Annotated in this window: 15 protein-coding genes and 1 pseudogene; 6 read left to right on the top strand and 10 right to left on the bottom strand. The window is 64.2% G+C overall.

What is annotated here, in order from left to right; all coding sequences use genetic code 11:
• The first annotated feature begins 49 nt into the window (after nucleotides 1-49).
• The gene (locus tag P6U27_RS23960; protein ID WP_122404200.1) at nucleotides 50-2,638 is read left to right on the top strand and encodes an MMPL family transporter; all 2,589 of its coding nucleotides are present in this window, start codon (nucleotides 50-52) and stop codon (nucleotides 2,636-2,638) included.
• Here the strand turns inward: P6U27_RS23960 and P6U27_RS23955 are convergent.
• A complete protein-coding gene (locus P6U27_RS23955) occupies nucleotides 2,606-3,244 on the bottom strand; it encodes a DUF2147 domain-containing protein (protein WP_162500366.1) in 639 nt (212 codons plus the stop codon). The two genes, P6U27_RS23960 and P6U27_RS23955, sit on opposite strands and share 33 nt — an antisense overlap.
• Before the next feature lie 142 nt (nucleotides 3,245-3,386).
• Between P6U27_RS23955 and hpnO the strand changes: the two genes are divergently transcribed.
• Nucleotides 3,387-4,778, top strand: a complete 1,392-nt coding sequence (gene hpnO, locus P6U27_RS23950; protein ID WP_122404198.1) for an aminobacteriohopanetriol synthase HpnO — start codon at nucleotides 3,387-3,389, stop codon at nucleotides 4,776-4,778.
• Here hpnO and P6U27_RS23945 read toward each other — a convergent pair.
• From P6U27_RS23945 to P6U27_RS23920, 6 genes are all read right to left on the bottom strand, one after another.
• A complete protein-coding gene (locus tag P6U27_RS23945) occupies nucleotides 4,775-5,392 on the bottom strand; it encodes a hypothetical protein (RefSeq protein WP_122404197.1) in 618 nt (205 codons plus the stop codon). The genes hpnO and P6U27_RS23945 overlap by 4 nt on opposite strands.
• Nucleotides 5,393-5,554: 162 nt before the next feature.
• Nucleotides 5,555-6,322 carry an anti-sigma factor gene (locus P6U27_RS23940; protein WP_129146344.1) on the bottom strand — a complete coding sequence of 256 codons (768 nt, stop codon included), beginning with the start codon at nucleotides 6,320-6,322 and terminating at the stop codon, nucleotides 5,555-5,557.
• Entirely contained in the window at nucleotides 6,319-6,867 is a 549-nt protein-coding gene (locus P6U27_RS23935) for a sigma-70 family RNA polymerase sigma factor (RefSeq protein ID WP_162500365.1), read from the bottom strand. Before P6U27_RS23935 ends, P6U27_RS23940 begins: the two co-directional genes overlap by 4 nt.
• 109 nt (nucleotides 6,868-6,976) lie before the next feature.
• Nucleotides 6,977-7,312, bottom strand: coding sequence for a cupredoxin family copper-binding protein (locus P6U27_RS23930; protein WP_209294344.1), 336 nt, complete (start codon nucleotides 7,310-7,312; stop codon nucleotides 6,977-6,979).
• 19 nt (nucleotides 7,313-7,331) lie between these two features.
• Nucleotides 7,332-8,276 (bottom strand): metallophosphoesterase family protein, encoded by a 945-nt coding sequence (locus P6U27_RS23925; protein ID WP_407192715.1) that lies wholly within the window; start codon nucleotides 8,274-8,276, stop codon nucleotides 7,332-7,334.
• 160 nt (nucleotides 8,277-8,436) lie between these two features.
• Nucleotides 8,437-10,056, bottom strand: coding sequence for a GMC family oxidoreductase (locus P6U27_RS23920; RefSeq protein WP_407192714.1), 1,620 nt, complete (start codon nucleotides 10,054-10,056; stop codon nucleotides 8,437-8,439).
• A gap of 183 nt (nucleotides 10,057-10,239) precedes the next feature.
• On the opposite strand from P6U27_RS23920, the gene P6U27_RS23915 reads away from it, so the two are divergent.
• Nucleotides 10,240-11,412, top strand: coding sequence for a M20 aminoacylase family protein (locus tag P6U27_RS23915; RefSeq protein ID WP_122404191.1), 1,173 nt, complete (start codon nucleotides 10,240-10,242; stop codon nucleotides 11,410-11,412).
• Nucleotides 11,413-11,630: 218 nt separating this feature from the next.
• Here the strand turns inward: P6U27_RS23915 and P6U27_RS23910 are convergent.
• The 3 genes and pseudogenes from P6U27_RS23910 to P6U27_RS23900 all read right to left on the bottom strand — a co-directional run.
• A pseudogene (locus P6U27_RS23910) lies at nucleotides 11,631-11,822 on the bottom strand (inorganic phosphate transporter); the annotation flags it as partial.
• Between the two features lie 25 nt (nucleotides 11,823-11,847).
• Nucleotides 11,848-13,290 carry a UdgX family uracil-DNA binding protein gene (locus P6U27_RS23905; protein ID WP_122404190.1) on the bottom strand — a complete coding sequence of 481 codons (1,443 nt, stop codon included), beginning with the start codon at nucleotides 13,288-13,290 and terminating at the stop codon, nucleotides 11,848-11,850.
• Nucleotides 13,290-14,525, bottom strand: a complete 1,236-nt coding sequence (locus P6U27_RS23900; protein WP_122404189.1) for a putative DNA modification/repair radical SAM protein — start codon at nucleotides 14,523-14,525, stop codon at nucleotides 13,290-13,292. Before P6U27_RS23900 ends, P6U27_RS23905 begins: the two co-directional genes overlap by 1 nt.
• A gap of 161 nt (nucleotides 14,526-14,686) precedes the next feature.
• Between P6U27_RS23900 and P6U27_RS23895 the strand changes: the two genes are divergently transcribed.
• The 3 genes from P6U27_RS23895 to P6U27_RS23885 are packed head-to-tail and all read left to right on the top strand — an operon-like array spanning nucleotide 14,687 to nucleotide 20,338.
• A complete protein-coding gene (locus P6U27_RS23895; RefSeq protein ID WP_122404188.1) occupies nucleotides 14,687-15,475 on the top strand; it encodes an ImuA family protein in 789 nt (262 codons plus the stop codon).
• On the top strand, nucleotides 15,372-16,967 hold the full coding sequence (locus P6U27_RS23890; protein WP_162500364.1) for a DNA polymerase Y family protein: 1,596 nt from the start codon (nucleotides 15,372-15,374) through the stop codon (nucleotides 16,965-16,967). The genes P6U27_RS23895 and P6U27_RS23890 overlap by 104 nt, the downstream gene beginning before the upstream one ends.
• Nucleotides 16,964-20,338 (top strand): error-prone DNA polymerase, encoded by a 3,375-nt coding sequence (locus P6U27_RS23885; protein WP_209294341.1) that lies wholly within the window; start codon nucleotides 16,964-16,966, stop codon nucleotides 20,336-20,338. Before P6U27_RS23890 ends, P6U27_RS23885 begins: the two co-directional genes overlap by 4 nt.
• The last annotated feature ends 135 nt before the right edge of the window (nucleotides 20,339-20,473 follow it).

Genomic DNA, 20,473 nt, shown 5'->3' with positions numbered 1-20,473 from the left:
ATAAACAGCGGGCGTTTCCGGCAAGCTGTTAACCGCAGAAAGAAAAGAAGTGCTGCAAAGCGTCGTCGTCGCCATCGTCAGGGCCTGCACCCGGTTTGCCTCCCTCGTCGTCATTCTCGGGCTCCTGCTGTCGGTGGGAGCGGGCTATTACGCTGCGCGCCACTTCGCCATCAACACCGACATCAACTCGCTGATTTCTCAAAATCTCGACTGGCGCAAACGTGACCAGCAATTCGACCAAGCGTTTGATCAAAACGAAACGATTCTCGCCGTCATCGAGGCCCGGACGCCGGAGATGACGAGCGCCGCAGCAAACGCGCTCTATGCCAGATTGAAGGACGACAAGACCCACTTCCAGTCGATGCAGCAGCTCGGCAGCGGCGAGTTCTTCGAGAAGAACGGCCTGTTGTTCCTGCCGACCGAGGAGGTCGCCAAGATCACCGGCCAGTTCGAATCCGCCGCGCCCCTGATCGAGATCATGGCCGGCGATCCCTCGATCCGCGGCCTCACCGGCGCGCTGGAGACCGGCCTTGCCGGCGTCAAGCGCGGTCAGGTCAAGCTCGACAACACCGAGCGGCCCTTCAACCTGATCGCGCAGACGGTCGAGACCGTGCTCAACAAGGGCAATGCCAGCTTCTCCTGGCGCGAGCTCGTCAGCGACGAGCCGTTGAAGGATTCGGACAAGCGCGCCTTCATCGAGTTCAAGCCGATCCTCGACTATAACGCTTTGGAGCCCGGCAAGGATGCGACCGACGCGATCCGCAAGGCCGCCGCCGATCTCGATTTCCCAAACAAGTACCAGGCGCGGGTGCGGCTGACCGGCCCGGTCCCGATCGCCAACGAGGAATACGCCACCGTCCAGGAAGGCGCCGTCGTCAACGGCGTCGGGACCGTCCTCGTCGTGCTGCTGATCCTGTGGCTGGCGCTGCATTCGGCGAAGATCATCTTCGCCGTCTTCGTCAATCTCTTCGTAGGCCTTGCGATCACGACCGCGGCCGGCCTGATGATGGTCGGCTCGCTCAATCTGCTGTCGATCGCCTTTGCGGTGCTGTTCGTCGGCCTCGGCGTCGATTTCGGTATCCAGTACAGCGTCCGCTACCGCTCGGAGCGCTACAAGGTCGACCATCTCTCGAGCGCGCTGGTGCTGGCGGCCAAGCGCTCGGCGGTGCCGCTGTCGCTGGCGGCTATGGCCACTGCGGCGGGCTTCCTCTGCTTCATGCCGACCGATTACAAGGGGATCTCGGAGCTCGGCCAGATCGCCGGTGTCGGCATGCTGGTGGCGTTCGTGTCCAGCATCACCGTGCTGCCGGCGCTGCTCAAGCTTCTGAATCCGCCCGGCGAACCGGAGCCCGTCGGCTATGCTTTCCTGGCGCCGCTCGATCATTTCCTCGAGAAGCATCGCGTGCTGATCGTCGGCGGCACGCTGCTGCTCGCGCTTGGCGGCCTGCCGCTGCTCTACTTCATGAAGTTCGACTTCAACCCGATGAACCTGCGCAACCCGAAGGCCGAATCGATCGCCACCTTCCTCGACCTGCGCAAGGACCCGAACACCGGGGCCAATGCCGTCAACGTGATGACGACGTCGGAAGAGCAGGCGAGGCAGGTCCAGGCGAAGCTGGAGAAGGTGCCCGAGGTGCTCCGGGTGATGTCGCTCGACAGCTTCGTGCCGCAGGACCAGCAGCCGAAGCTGAAGCTGATCGCACAGGGCGCCAAGGTGCTGAACCCGGCGCTCAATCCCGATCAGATCGATGCGGCGCCGACGGACCAGGAAAATGTCGAATCGCTGAAATCTGCGGTCGACAATCTGCGCCGAACGGCGGGCGACGCGAAGGGCCCAGGGGCGGTTGCCTCGCGCCGTCTTGCAGACGCGCTCGAAAGGCTCGCCAATGGCGACGAGGCCACGCGCAACAAGGCGCAGGACGTGTTCGTCACGCCAATGAAGATCGTGTTCGACCAGCTCAGGAACGCCATGCAGGCCGAGCCGGTCACCCTGAAATCACTGCCGCCCGATCTCGTCAGTGCCTGGAAGAGCAAGGACGGCATCATCCGCGTCGAGGCGCTGCCCAAGGGCGATCCCAATGACAACGACACGCTGCGCAAATTCGCCGCGGCGGTGCTCGCGGCCGAGCCGACCGCGATCGGCGGACCGGTCTCGATCCTGAAGTCCGGCGACACCGTGGTGAAGGCGTTCATCCACGCCGGTATCTATGCGCTGCTGGTGATCGGGCTATTGCTGTGGATCACGCTAGGCCGGTTCGTCGACGTGCTGATGACGTTGGTGCCGCTTCTGGTTGCGGGCGCGGTGACGCTCGAGATCTGCGTGTTGATCGGCCTGCCGCTGAACTTCGCCAACATCGTTGCGTTTCCGCTGCTGCTCGGCGTCGGCGTCGCCTTCAAGATCTATTATGTCGTGGCCTGGCGGTCGGGCAGGACAAACCTGCTCCAGACCAGCCTGACGCGTGCGATCTTCTTCAGCGCGCTGACGACGGCGACCGCGTTCGGCAGTCTGTGGCTGTCGAGCCACCCCGGCACGTCCAGCATGGGCAAGCTGCTGGCACTCTCGCTGGTGACGACGCTCGCCGCTGTGCTGCTGTTCCAGCCGGCCCTAATGGGCAAACCCCGCAATCTCAGGGAGTAGGCAGATGTCGCCGACGGGGTCGGCGGCGCCCTTCTGACCGGGCTTGGCTGCGGCCTTCGGAGCCGCGGGCGCAGGCGCGGTCGCGCCTGTCGTGGCTTGGGCTGCTTGGGGCCCCTGGGGTTTCGGCGCGGCGCCACCGGATTTCTGCACGCCCTTGGCCATGGCGTTCGCAGGACTCGAGGGGATTGGCGGGCCGACCCGGGTCCAGGTCTCGCCGCCGCAGAGGAAGCCCATCACGCAGCCCTTGATTTCGAGCTGATCGGGACCGGCCGGCGTTATGGTTGCGCTGTAGAGCTGGCCGTCCTTGGCATTGTAGACCTGTCCTTCCCACTGATCGACGCCGGGCTTCTTCTTCATGTCGATCAGGGTTGCCATGCCCAGGGTCGGCCTGTTCTTTTTCGAGACATCCGGATTGTTCTCGTCGCGGCCGCCGGGCTGCTTTTCCCAGGAGACCGCACCCCACATGCTGCCATTGCATTGGGCGACACGGATGTTGGCGACGCCGTCAGCGACCCGCCAGTCGCCGGTGGGATCGGCGGCGAGGGCTGGGGTCAGGCAGGCGTAACCGCCAGCCAGTATAATTCCGGTGTAAAGGGCCGAACGCATGAGTGTTCCTTGGCAGTGCAACATGGTCTAAAGCTGTGCTTGCGAAGATGGTCCGAAAAAGGGCAAAAGGCCGCACAGACCGTTTACAGTAATGGTCCGGTTTTCAGTTGACGAGACGGCCCTCAAGCGAAGTATGTAGCGGATGCACAGCCCAAATCCAGACATGTCTCAGCTATTCGCGGACCGTCAGGCCCAGCGCAGCACCCTGCACAATCGGTATCTGAACGAGCAGTTCGTTCGGGTTCTCAAGACCATCGGCTACGATGTCGGCTTCCAGAAGGGCCAGGGGCAGTATCTCTACGACCGCGAGGGCGCTCGCTATCTCGACCTGTTGTCCGGCTTTGGCGTGTTTGCGATCGGGCGCAATCATCCTGTCATGCGGGATGCGCTCAAGAGCGTGCTCGATGCCGACCTTCCCAACCTCGTCCAGTTCGATGTCTCGACGCTCGCCGGCGTGCTGGCCGAACGGCTGCTGAAATACGTTCCCTATCTCGACAAGGCGTTCTTCGCCAATTCCGGCGCGGAATGCGTCGAGGCCGCGATCAAGTTCGCGCGCGGCGCTACCGGCCGGCCCGGCATCGTGTATTGCGCCCACGGCTATCACGGCCTGACCTATGGCGCGCTGTCGCTGACCGGTGACTCGAATTTCCGCACCGGCTTCGAGCCGCTGCTGCCGGGCTGCACCCCGATCCCATTCAATGATCTGGCCGCGCTGGAAAAGGCGCTGGCCTCGCGCGAGGTCGCGGCCTTCGTCGTCGAGCCGATCCAGGGCAAGGGCGTCAACATGCCCACCGACGAGTTCCTGCCCGGCGCGGCCGCGCTCTGCAAGAAATACGGCACGCTGTTCGTCGCCGACGAGATCCAGACCGGTATGGGCCGCACCGGCCGCTTCCTCGCGGTCGAGCACTGGAACGTCGAGCCCGACATGGTGCTGCTGTCGAAGTCGCTGTCCGGCGGCCACGTGCCGGTCGGCGCGGTGCTGACGCGCAAGAGCATCTTCGACAAGATCTTCAACCAGATGGACCGCGCGGTGGTGCACGGTTCCACGTTCTCGAAGAACGACCTCGCGATGGCCGCGGGCATTGCCACGCTCGACGTGATGGAATCCGAGAAGCTCATCGAGGCGGCCGCCAAGCGTGGCGCCGAGCTGCGCCTTGCGCTGACGCGCATGGTGCCCGGCTACGAGCTGTTGAAGGAAGTCCGCGGCAAGGGCCTGATGATTGGCATCGAGTTCGGCCCGCCGAAATCGCTGCGCCTGCGCGCCTCGTGGAACGTGCTGGAGGCCGCCAACAAGGGCCTGTTCTGCCAGCTCATTACCGTGCCGCTGTTCAAGGATCACAAGATCCTCACGCAAGTGGCGGGCCACGGCAGCCACACCATCAAGCTGCTGCCGCCGCTCACCATCACCGAGGAAGACTGCAGCTGGATCGAGCGCGCCTTCGACGACGTCATTGCAGGCAGCCACAAGGTCCCCGGTGCGATCTGGTCGCTCGGCAAGACGCTGGTCGACAACGCGGTGAGAAGGTCGGCTTAAGGCTGATCATTCAGGCGGCCTTGGGCTTGTTCGGGGTCTCGATGCGATCGAGCGCCTTGCCGAGCCGGGCTCTCGACTTTTCTCGTCATCGCTTCAGAAAACACCGCATTGAACAGCGGCAGGACGTCGCCATCCTTCTCGACCGCGAGAATGGCGCGGCGCTGCGTCGCATAGATCATCGGGATGTCCATCCAAGCTCTGCTTCGGATCAGAAGCGAATTGTTGGACGCGTCCTGCGAGACAGCGGAGAGACCCATCAGGAAATGCCGGTCGTCGATCCTCACCGATAGCGCGGCAATCGGTGCACCCTTGGCCGCTTCGTTGCTCTTCATGAGGAGGCCCATGACCTGTTTGATACTGCCGCCGGCGAAATCGAGCGAAGGCGCGAATTCGATCTGCACCGTGTGAGTGGCGGGCAGGGACGAATCGAAATTGCGTCGAATGGAGCGTGTCATCCGCAGATTTCGCGAAGGCACTTCGACGTCGCCGCGAACCGTGACGTCGCCGGGCGGGGCAGACGCATCTGTCGTCGGTTCTACCCGCCAGGTGACTTGTCCGACCGCGCGATCGCCCTTCGGGTTGCCAATGCTCTCTTCATAGAGGACAGCGCGCATCGTGGTGGCTAGTCCATTACGGGACGCTGCCGGTCCGCACGAGGCTATCGTCGAGGTGAAGACAATCACGAGAAAAAGAATGCGGTGCATGACGCCGAATTAGCAGCGACCGGTCAATGGTGCAACCATACGGTGCAGCTTCGCTGCCCTCTAGGAGCGCCTTTACCCCTCCACATTCGCCTTCATCGCCGCGTCGAACTTATCGACGAACTCGGCGAGCTCGTCGGCGCCGAGATCACTGACGGCCCAGAAGTTCAGGCCGCGGTCACCCCAGCGGCGGCAGTTGAAGCCCTGCATCGACTGCGTCTTCGGCGGCCGGTGCTCGGTGCTCGCGGTTTGCGACACGAACAAATTGATCACGTGCTGCCGACGCTTGTAGACGACGGCGCCGATGGCGCGCGCATCAATATAGTCGAGCCGGCCGCCGACCAGGGTAAAACCCTGCGCGGTGAGATCGATCACGGGCGGGGCGACGTCGAGCTTGCCGTTGAACCAGGGCTTGACGGTGTGCTGGTCGGTGGAGACGACGTCGGTGAGGTGGCCGGCCTGGAGCGAGCGCAGATGCGCGGAGACGACCTCCGACAAGATGCGCTGCTGGTCGTCCTGGCGCAACACCACGGCAACAACGCCGGAAGCGGCGAGCGCGGAGACCGCCGAGCCCATCGCAAAGCCGCGCAGCACGGCGCGGCGCGACGGCTGCTGGCGCTGCGCCTGCGGCAGCGAGGCTTCGATCCGGCTGCGCAGGCTTGCCGGTGCGGTGTAGCGTAAATTGGTGTCGGCGAGCACGCGCTGCATCTCGCGCTGTGCGGCAAGCTCGACTGTGCAGTTCGGGCAGCCGGCGACATGGGCTTCGACCTCGCGCGCATGGCCGGCGTCGAGCTCGTTGTCGAGCAACGCGTGAAGCAGGATCCTTGCTTCGTCGCAGGTCATCTTGCTTGCTCCTCTCCCGCCATCCAGGCCGCGCGCAGCATGGCGCGGGCGCGGGCGAGGCGGGACATCACGGTACCGACGGGGACGCCGACGGCTTCGGCGATTTCACGATAGGACAGATTATTGATTTCGCGCAGCACGAAGGTCTCCTTGAACGGTTCGGCGAGCGTGTCGATCAGCTTGCGGATCGCGCCGGCATCGCGGCTGCGCAGCACTTCGGTTTCCGGATTCGCTTCGGTCTCCTGCCAGAGCGGCGTCTGCTCGGCGGCGCCGGGAGTATCCTCGATCGGGGTCGGTCTGTGCGCGCGCCGCGCATATTCGGCGTTACAGACGTTGCGCAGGATCGCGAACAGCCAGGGCTTCATTGCCGGCCCGCGATAACTGTCAAAATGCTTCAGCGCGCGCAGATAGCACTCCTGCACCGCGTCTTCGGCGTCGGAGGCGTCGCGCAGCAGGTAGCGCGCGAGCGTATAGACGTCGTCGAGATGGGGCAGCGCCGCTTCGCGGAAACGCTGCGCCTTCTGTACATCGTCGGTGGCGGGCATCGCTCCTCGCTTTGCCTCTGCGTCTTGTTTTGCCGTCATCGAACACGCACGCGCCCGGCCGGCGTGGGACCACCGGCCGGGCAAGACGTTGATGCCTAGGTTGAAGACGTTACTCAACCTTGATCATCCCCGTCATGTGCGGGTGCAGCGAACAAAAATACTTGTACTCGCCCGCATTGGTGAAGGTGAAGGAGAACTTGTCGTCGGTGTCCAGGGTCTTGGACCTGAACCTGCCCGCCGACACCACGGTGTGCGGAATGTCGTCCCGGTTGGTCCAGGTCACGGTGGTGCCGACCTTGATCTTGAGCTCGGCCGGCTGGAACACGAAATTGTCGATGTGCACGTCCATGTCGTCGGCGCGGGCTTTTGTTGCGGGCAACAGCATGGCTGCGGCCAAGGCCAGACCGAGCTGGACACCGAAGTCACGGCGATTGAGTGTCTTCATTGTCAGCTTCCGTTCAAACTCAGCCCTGAAGCGGTGTCTCGATGATCGCGAGCCGCTGCTCGTTCTGCTTGAAACTGATGCTGGCGACGCCGAGCATGGAGCGGAGCTTTGCGTCCTCGACCTTCATCGGTCCGGGCGAGGGGGCGGCCCCCGGTGCCGGCTGCGGGAAGGCGGTCGAGCGCGCGGTGTGGAAGGTGACGTTGCCCTCGACCTTCTGCATCACCTGATGGATGTGCCCGTTCAGCACGGTGACCGAGCCAAAACCCTTGACGTATTCCAGCGCGCGGCCACCATCCTCGGTTCCCCAGCCCCATTGCGGGTAGACCGTCCACAGCGGGATGTGCGCGAACAACACGATCGGCGTCGATTTCGACTTGCCGCGGAGATCGTCCTCCAGCCAGGCGAGCTGCTCGGCGCCGAGATTGCCGAGGCCGCCAGCCTTGAGATCGACGACGTTGACGAGGCCGATGAAGTGCACGCCGCCGGCGTCGAAAGAGTACCAGCCGTACCCCTTGGTGCCGCGGCCGTAGCGTTCGCGATAGAGCTTCACCTCCTCGTCGATGAAATCGTGTTCGCCGGGCACGTAGTGCACGTCGAGCTTGGTCTGCGAGATGATCCTCTCGGCATTGTCGAACTCGGCGGCTTTCGACAAATGGGTGATGTCGCCGGTGTGGATCATGAAGGAGGGTTTCGCCGGCATTGCGTTGATCTTGTTCACGGCCTCCTCCAGCGTGCCGAGCGCGTTGGGATTGGCCGGCTTGTCGAAGCCGACATGGCTGTCGCTGATCTGGAGGAAGCTCATGCCGGGCGCGGCCGCGGTCGCGGCCTCAGCGGAATCGATGATGCCGAGCGAGCGCGGCACGCCGCCCGTGACGGTCCAGAGCACTCCGGTGCCGGCCCAGGTCATGCATTCGAGCACCTTGCGGCGGCTGACGCCGTCATCCCCGTGATCTTGTCCGCTCATAGCGCCTCTCCACGTCGCCCGGAATTGGGCTTCGGGGACGTGATCAGGGGAGGGGCGGGTTTATTCCTGAATGGGATGACGATTTCGTGAGTGCAGTCCCGTGTCCCGGGCAAGGCGCAGCACCGCTTTGCGCTGCGCCGCGTCCGGGACACGATAGCGGCTACTTCGCATCCTCCAGGATCATCGTCGCCCCCTTCTCCGCAATCATCGCGGTCGGCGTGTTGGTGTTGCCCGAAGTGATCGTCGGCATGATCGAGGCATCGACGATGCGCAGGCCGCTGAGGCCATAGAAGCGCAGGCGCTCATCCACCACCGCCATCGGATCGTTTGCCGTGCCCATCTTGGCGGTGCCGACGGGGTGGAAAATGGTGGTGCCGATGTCGCCAGCAGCTTTGGCCAGCGAGGCGTCGTCGTCGCCGACCGTCGGCCCCGGCAGGTACTCGCTGGGCCGGTATTTTGCCAGCGCCTTCTGCTGCATCAGGCGGCGCGTGGTGCGAATGGCGTCGGCGGCGACCTGGCGATCGTCGTCGGTCGAGAGGTAGTTCGGCGCGATGATCGGCTTCTCGTCCGGGCTCGCGCAACGCAGCCGCACGGTGCCGCGCGAGGTCGGCTGGAGGTTGCAGGCGCTGACGGTGATCGCAGGGAAACGATGCAGGGGATCGCCGAACTTGTCGAGCGACAGCGGCTGCACGTGGAACTGGATGTTGGCGCGGGCGCGCGTCGCATCGGAGCGCGTGAAGATGCCGAGCTGCGACGGCGCCATGGTCAGCGGTCCGCGGCGGCGGAAGGCGTAGTCGAGCCCCATCAGGCCACGGCGGAACAGATTGTAGTAGGTCTCGTTCAGCGTGCGTATGCCCTCGACCTTGTAGATCGCGCGCTGCTGGAGGTGATCCTGGAGGTTGCGCCCCACACCGGGCTTGTCCATCACGATGTCGATGCCGAGCGGCGACAGCCAGTCGGCGGGTCCGATGCCGGAGCGGTGCAGCACCTGCACCGAGCCGATTGCGCCGGCCGAGAGCACCACCTCGCGCTTCGCGCGCACCTCGACGATCTCGCCGTTCTGGATGAATCGCACGCCGACAGCGCGGCCCTGCTCGATGATGAGACGGTCGACCAGCACGTGCTTCTCGAGCCGCAGATTGGGGCGCCTCAAGGCGGGCTTGAGGAAGCCGCGCGCCGAGGACCAGCGCCGGCCGCGCTTCTGGTTGACGTGGAAGTAGCTGGTGCCTTCGTTGTCGCCGGTGTTGAAATCCGGGATGCGCTTGATGCCCATCTCCTCGGCGGCGTCACCGACCGCGTCGAGAATGTCCCATGACAGCCGCGGCGCCTCGATGCGCCAGCCGCCGCCGGCGCCGTGATGCTCGCTGGCGCCGAGGAAGTGGTCCTCGATACGCTTGAACAGCGGCAGCACGTCGTCATAGCCCCAGCCGGTCAGGCCAAGCTGGCGCCAGTGATCGTAATCGGCAGCCTGTCCGCGCATCGAGATCATGGCATTGATCGCCGAGCAGCCGCCGATCACCTTGCCGCGGGGATAAGCCAGCGAACGGCCGTTCAGGCCGGGCTCAGCCTCGGTCTTGAACATCCAGTCGGAACGGGGATTGCCGATGGCGAAGAGATAGCCGACGGGGATGTGGAACCAGATCCAATTGTCGTCGCCTCCGGCTTCAAGGACGAGAACGCGATTGCTGCGATCGGCTGACAGCCGGTTCGCGACGATGCAGCCCGCCGTCCCGGCTCCGACGACGATGTAGTCAAACTCACCTTCAAGCCGCCTTGGCATTCTGTTTCCACCCGGATGGTCACTTAACGTTCCGTCCTAATAGGCAGACCCGCCGGACCGGGACAAGCCCGGCCATGTCCGTTCGTCAGGGCCAGACCCCGATCCCAGGGAGTTGGGTGGACTGACGCTTGCATGATAGACAGTCCTGTATTCCCATATTCCCAAGAAGGCTTGAGACCCTCCATGCCCATCGTGAACCGTGTCGCCGACCTCCAACCCGATATTCAGGCCTGGCGCCGGGACATCCATGAGCACCCCGAGCTGCTGTATGACGTTCACCGCACTGCAGCATTCGTCGCGGATCGCTTGCGGGAGTTCGGCTGCGACGAGGTCGTGACCGGCCTCGGCCAGACCGGCGTCGTCGGTGTGATCAAGGGCAACAGGCCAGCCGGCGAGGGGCTCAAGGTCATCGGCATGCGTGCCGACATGGACGCGCTGCCGGTGGAGGAGCAGACCAATCTGCCTTACGCCTCCAAGACGCCCGGCAAGATGCACGCCTGCGGCCATGACGGCCACACTGCGATGCTGCTGGGTGCCGCCCGCTATCTCGCCGAGACCCGCAATTTTGCCGGCGATGCCGTGGTGATCTTCCAGCCCGCCGAGGAGGGCGGCGCCGGCGGCGCGGCAATGGTCAAGGACGGCCTGATGGAGCGCTTCGGCATCGAGCAAGTCTACGGCATGCACAACGGTCCGGGCATCCCAATCGGCTCGTTCGCGATCAGGCCGGGTCCGATCATGGCAGCGACCGACGAGGTCGACATCATGATCGAGGGTGTCGGCGGCCACGCCGCGCGTCCGCACAAATGCGTCGATTCCGTGCTGGTCGGCGCGCAGGTGATCACGGCACTGCAGTCGATCGTCGCGCGCAGCGTCGATCCCCTTGAATCCGCGGTGATCTCGATCTGCGAATTCCACGCCGGCAACGCCCGCAACGTCATTCCGCAGACCGCGACGTTGAGAGGCACCATCCGCACGCTGTCGCCGGAAGTGCGCAAGCTGGTCGAGAAGCGCGTGCATGAAGTCGTGGCCGGCGTCGCACAGATCACCGGCGCCAAGATCGACCTGCACTACAAGCGCAATTATCCCGTCGTGAACAATCATGCGGCGGAGACCGAGGTGGCGCGTCGCATTGCCACGCAGGTCGCGGGCGAGGCCAATGTGCACGAGATGGCGCCGCTGATGGGCGGCGAGGATTTCGCCTACATGCTGGAAGCGCGGCCCGGCGCCTTCATCTTCTGTGGCAACGGCGACAGTGCCGGCCTGCACCATCCCGCCTACAATTTCAACGACGAGGCGATCGTCTACGGCACGTCGTATTGGGTGAAGCTGGTCGAGGAACAGCTCGCGGCGTCGTAATGCCGAGTCGTTCACCTTGTCCCGCTTGCTGTAGGCAATGGCGATGAGGTTCGGGCTCGGGCACTGACAGTAACCACAGCGTCATGGCCGGGCTTGTCCTGGCCATCCACGCCTTACCACGCAGTGCATAGAACGTGGATGCCCGGGACAAGCCGGGCATGACGACGTGTGCTGAATGTGCAAGGCAATTGCCCTTCCCCGTAAGAACGGGGAGAGGGAGAGATCACCTTGGATGCCGCGTCGGACGTTTTCTGGAACTGGGCGACTTGGGATTCCGGCAGCGCGCGGTTGAGCGCATAAGCAGTCGGCACGGTGCCGATCAGGATCAGCATGATCAGGCCCATGCCCTTCTGGCCGTCGTTCGAGCCGTGCGCGAAGCTGACGCCGGTGCAGGTTGCTATCAGCAGGCCGCCGCTCTGGTTTCCCTGCCAATACTCAGGCGGCCCGTGCAGCCTTCTTCTGCAAGCCGGCAGCGATCTTCAAATCATCGACAAAGCGCTGATACTCCAGCACCTTGGATTCCGGATCGGGCAGCCGCAGCAGATAAGACGGATGCACCGTCACCAGCGCCTTGCGTCCGTCGGGAAGGTCCATGAGCCGGCCGCGGTTCTTGCCGATCGGGGTGATCTTGCCGAACACGCTTTGCGCGGCGGTGGCGCCCATCGCCACGATGAGATCCGGCTGGATTGCCGAAACTTCCCGCTCATACCATTGCCGGCACGCCCGGATCTCAGGTGTGTTCGGCTTCTGGTGCAGGCGGATCTTTCCGCGCGGCACGAATTTGAAGTGCTTCACGGCATTGGTGACATAGACCTTCTTGCGGTCGACGCCGGCCTCCTCCAGCGCGCGGTCGAGCATCTGTCCGGCCGGACCGACAAAGGGATGGCCGGCGAGGTCTTCCTTGTCGCCGGGCTGCTCGCCGACCAGCATGACGTTGGCGTTCTTCGGGCCCTCGCCAAACACGGTCTGCGTCGCATCCTTGTAGAGATGACAGGCGCGGCAATGGGCGGCTTCCTCGCGGAGCATTTCGAGATCGTCGGCAGCTGGCTTGCGTTTCATCGGAGCCTCCGGCCGCTTCTGAGGCTTATGCGGATCGGTTGCGGCATTGGCGATCATGGCGCCGGTCATGCGCTCGGCGTCCTCTATCAAGGGCTTAATGATCGAAGCCTCGGGCAGGTTCCTCCAATATTTCTTCGGCATCTCGGCCTGCATCGCCTTCACCTTGAGCCGGGCCGGATTGAAGATGCTGGCGTAGTAGCGCCGCCAGGTTTCCTCCAGCCGGTCATCGCCCGGTGCCTCGCTCTTGCTGACACCCGGCGTGAACGAGAGCGCGTGGCCGTCCCAATGCGCGCATAGATCGGGCGTCAGGATCGACCAGGGCATGTCGACAAAGCGCTTGGCGAAGAACGGCGCGGCGAGCTCGACGATGTGATGCTCCGGCTCGAACCAGGCGACGTAATGGGCCTGGCGTTCGCGGCCGATCTCGCGGAAGCGGACGAAGGCATGCATCTTGTGCTCGTCGCGATAGACCGCTCTCGCCATGGAAGTGACCTGCGCGACATCAGGGTCGGTTGCGACCTCGATGAGATCGTGGTTGTCCTTCAGCCGGAACAGCAGACGATAGAGGATCGCAAAACGCTCGACATCGCGGTGCAGAATTGCGGCCTTGGCGAGCTCGACGAATTTTGCGGATACGTTGAAGGTGCCGTCGTTCACCTCGAGGATCGGAGACGGCGCGGATGGCGCGAATAACTCTGCTTCGCCGCCTCGCACGGTCCAGGTGACATCGCGCGGCTCCACATGATGTAGTACGAGCGTACGCGCGGCTTTGCGCCAGCCGCCGAAATCGGTTTCGGTGTCGAGGATGATGTACTGCATCAGAAGCCAAATCCCAGTTGCGTTGCTTTCGGCCTGAATCGTTCGATCAGCCCGGCAGCGTCGAGCTGATGCGGTGAGGGGCGGTGATCGCTGAGGACGATGAACGGCAGCGCCTTGTTTCGCGGCACGTGCAGTCGCGTGAGATCGGCCACGCGGATCGTGCTGGTGCGCCGCGTCGCGATGATACGTTCGACCGCCTTGGTGCCGAAGCCCGGCACGCGCAGCAGTTCCTCGCGGCTGGCGCGGTTGACGTCGAGGGGGAAGCGGTCGCGATGGCGCAGCGCCCAGGCGAGCTTTGGATCGATGTCGAGCGGCAGCATCGCGCTGTCGTCGACGATCTCGCCGACGTCGAAGCCGTAGAACCGCATCAGCCAGTCGGCCTGGTAGAGCCGGTGCTCGCGCAGCAGCGGTGGCTGTATCAGTGGCAAAGCGCGGCTCGCATCGGGGATCGGGCTGAAGGCGGAGTAGTAGACGCGCCGCAGCCGGTAGGCGCCGTAGAGATTGGCACTGGTGTGGAGAATGGTGTGATCGGAGGCCGCGTCGGCACCGACGATCATCTGCGTGCTCTGGCCGGCCGGCGCGAAGCGCTGCGGTTTTGCCTTGGTTTTTGCGCTGCGGCTGTCCTCGGCTTCGTCGAGCTTGAGCCGCAGCCGGCCCATGGTGCGGCGGATCGCGCGGACGTCCTTCTCCGGCGCGAATTGCTGCAGGCTCGTCTCCTCAGGCATCTCGATGTTGATGGAGAGGCGGTCGGCATATTTGCCGGCCTCCGCGATCAGCGCGTCGTCGGCTTCGGGAATGGTCTTCAGGTGGATGTAGCCGCGGAAGTGATGCTCCTCGCGCAGTTTTCGCGCGACGCTGACCACCTGCTCCATGGTGTAGTCGGGGCTGCGGATGATTCCGGAGGAGAGGAACAGGCCCTCGATGTAATTGCGCCGGTAGAAGTCGAGCGTCAGCTTGACCACCTCCTCGATGGTGAAGCGGGCGCGTGCTACGTTCGAGGAGGCGCGGTTGACGCAATAGAGACAATCGTAATTGCAGGCGTTGGTCAGCAGTACCTTGAGCAGGGAGATGCAGCGTCCGTCCGGCGCATAGGAATGGCAGATGCCCATGCCTGGCGCGGTCGAGCCCATGCCCTTGCCGTCGCTGGAATCCCGTTTCTCGGTGCCGCTGGAGGCGCAGGACGCGTCGTATTTGGCGGCATCCGCCAGAATCTCCAGCTTGCGTTGTACGTCCATCCTGGAATCCCCTTGATTCAGCTCATGAATCCCTGAGCGCGCAATTCGATTGACTCTGTGGCCGCCGTTAGCTTTATATTAGAACATATCATGAACAAATGAGCCAGCCGTTGGTTCTTCTTTTGAGGACCACGGCACCAATCTCTGAAGGAGCGGCGAGCATGAGCGGCGCACGTGGAAGCGCGCTTGCGATCTTGCGCGGCCAGATCGAGCGCATCGAGACCGCGGAGGTCGCGCATCAGCACGAGCGCGTCGCGCTCGGCCATAGCGAGGCCGACGCTGCGCTGAAGGGCGGGCTGGCGCGCGCGGCAATCCACGAGGTGTTTTGCGAAGGACGCCAGGGCGCGGCCGCCACCGGCTTCGTCATGGGGCTTGCTGGGCGCGTCTGCGCGCGTCGACCGCTGTTGTGGGTGCGGCAGGATTTTTCGGAAATCGAAACCGGCGCGCTGTCGATGAGCGGCCTCGCCGAGCTCGGGCTCGACCCGCGCCGCGTAGTGATGGTGCGTGCCGCCGATGTCGAGAGCGCGCTGCGCACTTCTGCCGATGCACTCGCCTGCGATGCGCTGGGGGCCGTCGTGATCGAGCTCTGGGGCGAGATCAGGCAGTTCGATCTCGTCGCGAGCCGTAAGCTGACGCTCGCTGCGCAAGGCTCGGGCGTTACCGGTCTGATGCTGCGCATGGCCGCGCAGCCGCTGCCCTCCACCGCGGAGACACGATGGATGTTGCGGGCGGCGCATTCGCCGCCGGGCTCGATGTGGAGCGCCTGGGGCGCGCCGGTGTTCGATGCCGAGCTCTTGCGCAATCGTCATGGCCCCTGCGGCCGGTGGATCATGGAATGGAGTTGTGATGAGTGCCAGTTCAGCGAGCCGTCGACGTATCCTCAGCCTGTGGCTGCCGCGCCTGCCCATCGACCGGATCCAGCGCTTCTTCAGCAGCGCCGGGCTGGGTAAGGCCAATCATGAGCCGAGCATCGTCGTCATCAAGGACAACAATGCGCTGGTGATCCATGCGCTGGACGAGGCCGCCGAGCGCCTCGGCCTGTACATCGGCCAACCCCTGGCCAATGCGCGGGCGATGTGTCCTGACTTGAAGGTGTTCGATGCCGATACCGTCGCCGATGCCAAGACGCTCAGCGACATCGCCGACTGGTGCGACCGCTTCACGCCGCTGGTGGCGTTCGATGCGCCGCACGGGCTGTTCCTCGATATCACCGGCTGCGCGCATCTGTTCGGCGGCGAAGCCGCGCTGTTGCGAACACTGGTCCGCGCGCTCGGCCGGCAGGGCTTTGCCGTCAGCGCGGCGATCGCGGGCACTTCGGTCTGCGCCCGCACGCTGACGCGGCAGGCATCCGGCACCATCGTGGCCGATGGCGGAGAGGCGGAGGCGATCAGCGGGCTGCCGGTGTCCGCGCTCGGTGCGGGCGAGGCCATCACCACCGGCTTGCGTCGCGCCGGCTTGAAGACCATCGGCGATGTCGCCTCGCGCGAGCCGCACGAGATCACGGCGCGGTTCGGTGCGCGGTTCTCAACCCTGCTCGCGCATGCGCTCGGACAGGGCGATGCGCCGATCAATCCGCGCAAACCGCTGCCCGATTACATCGTGGAGAAGCGCTTTGCCGAGCCGATCGCGACCGACACGATGATTGCGATGACGCTGTCGCGGCTCGCCGACACGCTTGTTACGTCCATGGAGAAGCAGGGCAAGGGCGCGCGGCGGCTGGAGGCCGCCTTCTTCCGCACCGACGGCGTGGTGCGGGCGATCACGATCGAGACCGGACGTCCGGTGACGCGAAGCGCCGTGATCGACCGGCTATTCCGCGAACGCCTCGATGCGCTCGCCGATCCCCTCGATCCCGGTTTCGGCTTCGATATGGTGCGGCTGTCGGCGAGCCGCACCGAGATCGTGGTGCAGGAGCAGCGCGATCTCGATGCCCATGTCCACGACAATGACGAGCTTGCCGCGCTGATCGACCGCATCGCCGCGCGCATCGGGGGAAAACGCGTCGTCGTGCACCTGCCGCAGGAGACCCATATCCCCGAAAGCGCGGTGCTGGTTGCATCGGCGCAGCATCATCTCACCTCTGCCATGCAGGCCGAATGGCCGGCGCGCACCGAGAGCGAGCCGCCGCTGCGTCCCTTAAGGCTGTTCGACAAGCCGGAGCCGATCAAGGTGCCGTTCGCGACCGTGCCTGATGGTCCGCCACACCAATTCACCTGGCGGCGTGCGCTGCATGCGGTGGTGAGGGTGGAAGGGCCCGAGCGCATCGCGATGGAATGGTGGCGGCAGGACGGCAAGCAGCTGACGCGGGATTATTTCCGCATCGAGGATGCCGAGGGCCTGCGTTTCTGGATCTTTCGCGATGGTCTTTACGAGGGAGAGGTGTTCGACGGCGACGGCAAGCCCGCTTCTCCCGGCTGGTATGTGCATGGTCTCTTCGCATGAATACGCCCGCTTATGCCGAGATCGGCATCACCACCAATTTCTCCTTCCTGCGTGGCGGCTCGGATCCGCGCGCCTATGTGCATCAAGCCAGCGCTTTGGGAATTCCGGTGATCGGCATCGCCGATCACAACACGCTCGCCGGTGTGGTGCGGGCCTACAAGGAACTCGACAATGACGAGGTGCTGCACAAGCCGAAACTGCTGATCGGCGCCCGCATCGTCTTCATCGACGGCACGCCCGACATCCTGGTCTATCCGCACGACCGCGCGGCCTATGGCCGGCTGTGCCAGCTTCTCACCCGGGGCAAGCGCGGCGACGACATCACGCGGATCGAGAAGGGCGAGTGCCGTCTCACTTTCGTCGATCTCCTCGAGTTTTCGGAAGGCCAGCTCCTGGTCCTGACGCTACCGCATCGTTTCGACCCGGCGCAGGCGCTGGATGTTCTCGCAAAGCTCAAGGGCAGTCGCGCCGAGGGCGTGTGGCTGGCGGCGAGCCTGCTCTATCGCGGCGACGACCGCCGCCGCCTGGCGCGGCTCGACGATCTCGCGGTAAAAGCCAAAGTGCCGCTGCTCGCGACCAACGAGGTGCTCTATCACGATCCCGGCCGCCGGCCGCTTCAGGATGTGCTCACTTGCATCCGGGAGAAGACCACGATCGAGGCGGTCGGGCGAAAGCTCGAGGCCAATGCCGAGCGATTCCTGAAGACGCCGCGCGAAATGGCGCGGTTGTTCCGCGATTTCCCCGAGACGATCGCGGAGACCATACGCTTTGCGGACAGGATCGACTTCTCGCTCGACCAGCTCAAATACCAGTACCCGGACGAGCCGGTGCCGCCGGGCAAGACCGCGCAGGGACATCTGGAGGACCTGACCTGGGCCGGCGTGCAAAAGTATTTCGGTGGCGAGATCGACGACAAGCTGCGCGCCACCTTGAAGAAAGAGCTCGCGCTGATCGCCGAGCTGAAATACGCGCACTACTTCCTCACCGTGCACGACATCGTCCACTACGCGCGCAGCCAGAACATTTTGTGCCAGGGGCGGGGATCGGCGGCCAACTCGGCCGTCTGCTACGTGCTCGGCATCACCTCGGTCGACCCGACCAAGGTCGATCTGTTGTTCGAACGCTTCATCTCCAAGGAGCGGCTGGAGCCGCCCGACATCGACGTCGATTTCGAGCATTCGCGGCGCGAGGAGGTGATGCAATATGTCTATCGCCGCTACGGCCGCCACCGCGCCGCGATCATCGCTACCGTCATCCATTATCGCCCGCGCAGTGCCATCCGCGACGTCGGCAAGGCGCTTGGCCTGACCGAGGACGTCACCGCCGCGCTCGCCGACACCGTCTGGGGCAGCTGGGGCAAAGGCCTCAACGACATGCAGGTCAGGCAGGCCGGGCTCGATCCCAACAATCCCATGATCAACCTTGCGGTCGAGCTTGCGACCGAGCTGATCGAATTCCCGCGCCATCTCTCCCAGCATGTCGGCGGCTACGTGCTCACCCAGGACCGGCTCGACACCTATGTGCCGATCGGCAATGCCGCGATGGACGACCGCACCTTCATCGAATGGGACAAGGACGATGTGGACGCGCTTCATATGATGAAGGTCGACGTGCTGGCACTGGGCATGCTGACCTGCATCAGGAAATGTTTCGATCTGATCGACCAGCACAAGGGCGAGCGTCTTGTGCTGGCGAGTGTCCCGCAGGACGATCCCAGGGTTTACGACATGTTGTGTGCCGGGGAATCGCTCGGCGTGTTCCAGGTCGAGAGCCGTGCGCAGATGAACATGCTGCCGCGTCTGAAGCCGCGGACCTTCTACGATCTCGTCATCGAAGTCGCGATCGTGCGCCCCGGGCCGATCCAGGGCGACATGGTGCATCCTTACTTGAGGCGACGCAACGGGCTCGAGCAGGTGAGCTATCCCTCGCCCTCACCGGAGCATGGCGACAAGGACGAACTCTACAAGGTGCTGCACAAGACGCTCGGTGTCCCGCTGTTCCAGGAGCAGGCGATGCGCATTGCGATCGAGGCCGCACATTTCACCTCCGAGGAAGCCAACGGCCTGCGCCGCTCGATGGCGACCTTCCGCAATGTCGGCACCATCGGCCAATACGAGGAGAAGCTGATCGGCAACATGATCCGGCGTGGCTACGATCCCAATTTCGCCAAAAGCTGCTTTGACCAGATCAAGGGATTTGGCTCCTACGGCTTTCCGGAGAGCCATGCGGCGAGCTTCGCGCAGCTGGTCTACATTTCGTCGTGGCTGAAGCACTACCATCCCGATGCTTTCTGCTGCGGTCTGTTGAACTCCCAGCCGATGGGCTTTTATGCGCCGGCGCAGATCGTCGGCGATGCCCGCAAGAACGGCGTCGAGGTCCGTGACATCGACGTGTCCTACAGCTTTGCGCAGAACACGCTGGAAAATACAGATGGCAAATTCTGCGCCGTACGCCTCGGCTTCCGCCAGATCGACGGTTTTCACTGGCTTGATCCTGATGAGGAGTTCCTGAAAAACGAGCAGGCAAAGCGGCAAAGCAAGGAATATGTCAGCCAGAAAGATTGGGCCGACCTTATCATTGCCGCCCGCAATCGCCGTCCTTTCTCCTCGCTGGAAGACTTCGCGCGCGATACCGGCCTGCCCAAGCGCGCGCTGATCCTGCTGGCGGATGCCGACGCCTTCCGCTCGCTCGGGCTCGACCGCCGCGAGGCGCTGTGGCAGGTGCGGCGGCTGCCCGACGACGTGCCGCTGCCGCTGTTCGAGGCGGCGACCGCGCGCGAGCAGCCGGACGAAGGCGCAAGACCGCTGCCGGCGATGCCGCGCGCCGAGCAGGTGGTCGCGGACTACCAGACCATCCGCCTGTCGCTGAAGGGCCATCCGATGGAATTTTTGCGCGAGATGTTTACGCGTGAGCGCGTGGTCGCCTGCAAGGAGATCAGCCATGAGAACGAGCGGCGTCGCGTCCGCTGCGCCGGCGTGGTCCTGGTGCGGCAGCGGCCGGGCAGCGCCAGCGGCGTCGTGTTCATGACGCTGGAGGACGAAACCGGCATCGCCAACGTCGTGGTGTGGCCCAAGATCATGGAGCAGTACCGCAAGGAGGTGATGGGCGCGCGCCTCATCCTGGTCGAGGGCTACATCCAGAGCAGCCCCGAGAAGGTGACGCATCTCATCGCCCAGCGCATGGTCGACCGCTCGCACGATCTGGTCGGATTGGCCAATGATGCGCTCAGCCGCAAGCATCCGGTGCCGGCAGGAGCCACCGTGGTCGAACCGCTCAACGAAGACCCTCGCGCGCTCGCAGACATGCCGGCGCAAAAAATCCGCCACCCCCGCAACGTCCGCATCCTGCCGCCGTCGCGCGATTTTCATTGAAGACACGGCGCGCAGGATGCCGCCACATCTCATTGCGAGCTCGCGATCACGAGTTTGATGATGCGGATCGCGCGCCACACTCTCAGTCGTCATGCCCGGGCTTGACCTGGGCATCCACGTCTCTCCGAGTGCTCC

It is taken from the genome of Bradyrhizobium sp. STM 3566, assembly GCF_045571445.1.
Taxonomy (GTDB): Bacteria; Pseudomonadota; Alphaproteobacteria; order Rhizobiales; family Xanthobacteraceae; genus Bradyrhizobium; species Bradyrhizobium vignae.
Note: the sequence above shows the minus strand (reverse complement) of the source record. Positions and strands in the feature narration are given on the sequence as shown.

Bases quoted from the DNA above. Each gene is read 5' to 3' on its own strand.
- P6U27_RS23900 (WP_122404189.1), bottom strand. From the start codon at position 14,525: ATGGACGTACAACGCAAGCTGGAGATTCTGGCGGATGCCGCCAAATAC.
- P6U27_RS23885 (WP_209294341.1), top strand. From the start codon at position 16,964: ATGAATACGCCCGCTTATGCCGAGATCGGCATCACCACCAATTTCTCC.
- P6U27_RS23940 (WP_129146344.1), bottom strand. From the start codon at position 6,322: ATGACCTGCGACGAAGCAAGGATCCTGCTTCACGCGTTGCTCGACAAC.
- P6U27_RS23930 (WP_209294344.1), bottom strand. From the start codon at position 7,312: ATGAAGACACTCAATCGCCGTGACTTCGGTGTCCAGCTCGGTCTGGCC.
- P6U27_RS23925 (WP_407192715.1), bottom strand. From the start codon at position 8,276: ATGAGCGGACAAGATCACGGGGATGACGGCGTCAGCCGCCGCAAGGTG.
- P6U27_RS23905 (WP_122404190.1), bottom strand. From the start codon at position 13,290: ATGCAGTACATCATCCTCGACACCGAAACCGATTTCGGCGGCTGGCGC.
- P6U27_RS23920 (WP_407192714.1), bottom strand. From the start codon at position 10,056: ATGCCAAGGCGGCTTGAAGGTGAGTTTGACTACATCGTCGTCGGAGCC.
- P6U27_RS23890 (WP_162500364.1), top strand. From the start codon at position 15,372: ATGAGTGCCAGTTCAGCGAGCCGTCGACGTATCCTCAGCCTGTGGCTG.
- hpnO (WP_122404198.1), top strand. From the start codon at position 3,387: ATGCACAGCCCAAATCCAGACATGTCTCAGCTATTCGCGGACCGTCAG.
- P6U27_RS23895 (WP_122404188.1), top strand. From the start codon at position 14,687: ATGAGCGGCGCACGTGGAAGCGCGCTTGCGATCTTGCGCGGCCAGATC.
- P6U27_RS23955 (WP_162500366.1), bottom strand. From the start codon at position 3,244: ATGCGTTCGGCCCTTTACACCGGAATTATACTGGCTGGCGGTTACGCC.
- P6U27_RS23915 (WP_122404191.1), top strand. From the start codon at position 10,240: ATGCCCATCGTGAACCGTGTCGCCGACCTCCAACCCGATATTCAGGCC.
- P6U27_RS23945 (WP_122404197.1), bottom strand. From the start codon at position 5,392: ATGCGCGCTGTCCTCTATGAAGAGAGCATTGGCAACCCGAAGGGCGAT.
- P6U27_RS23935 (WP_162500365.1), bottom strand. From the start codon at position 6,867: ATGCCCGCCACCGACGATGTACAGAAGGCGCAGCGTTTCCGCGAAGCG.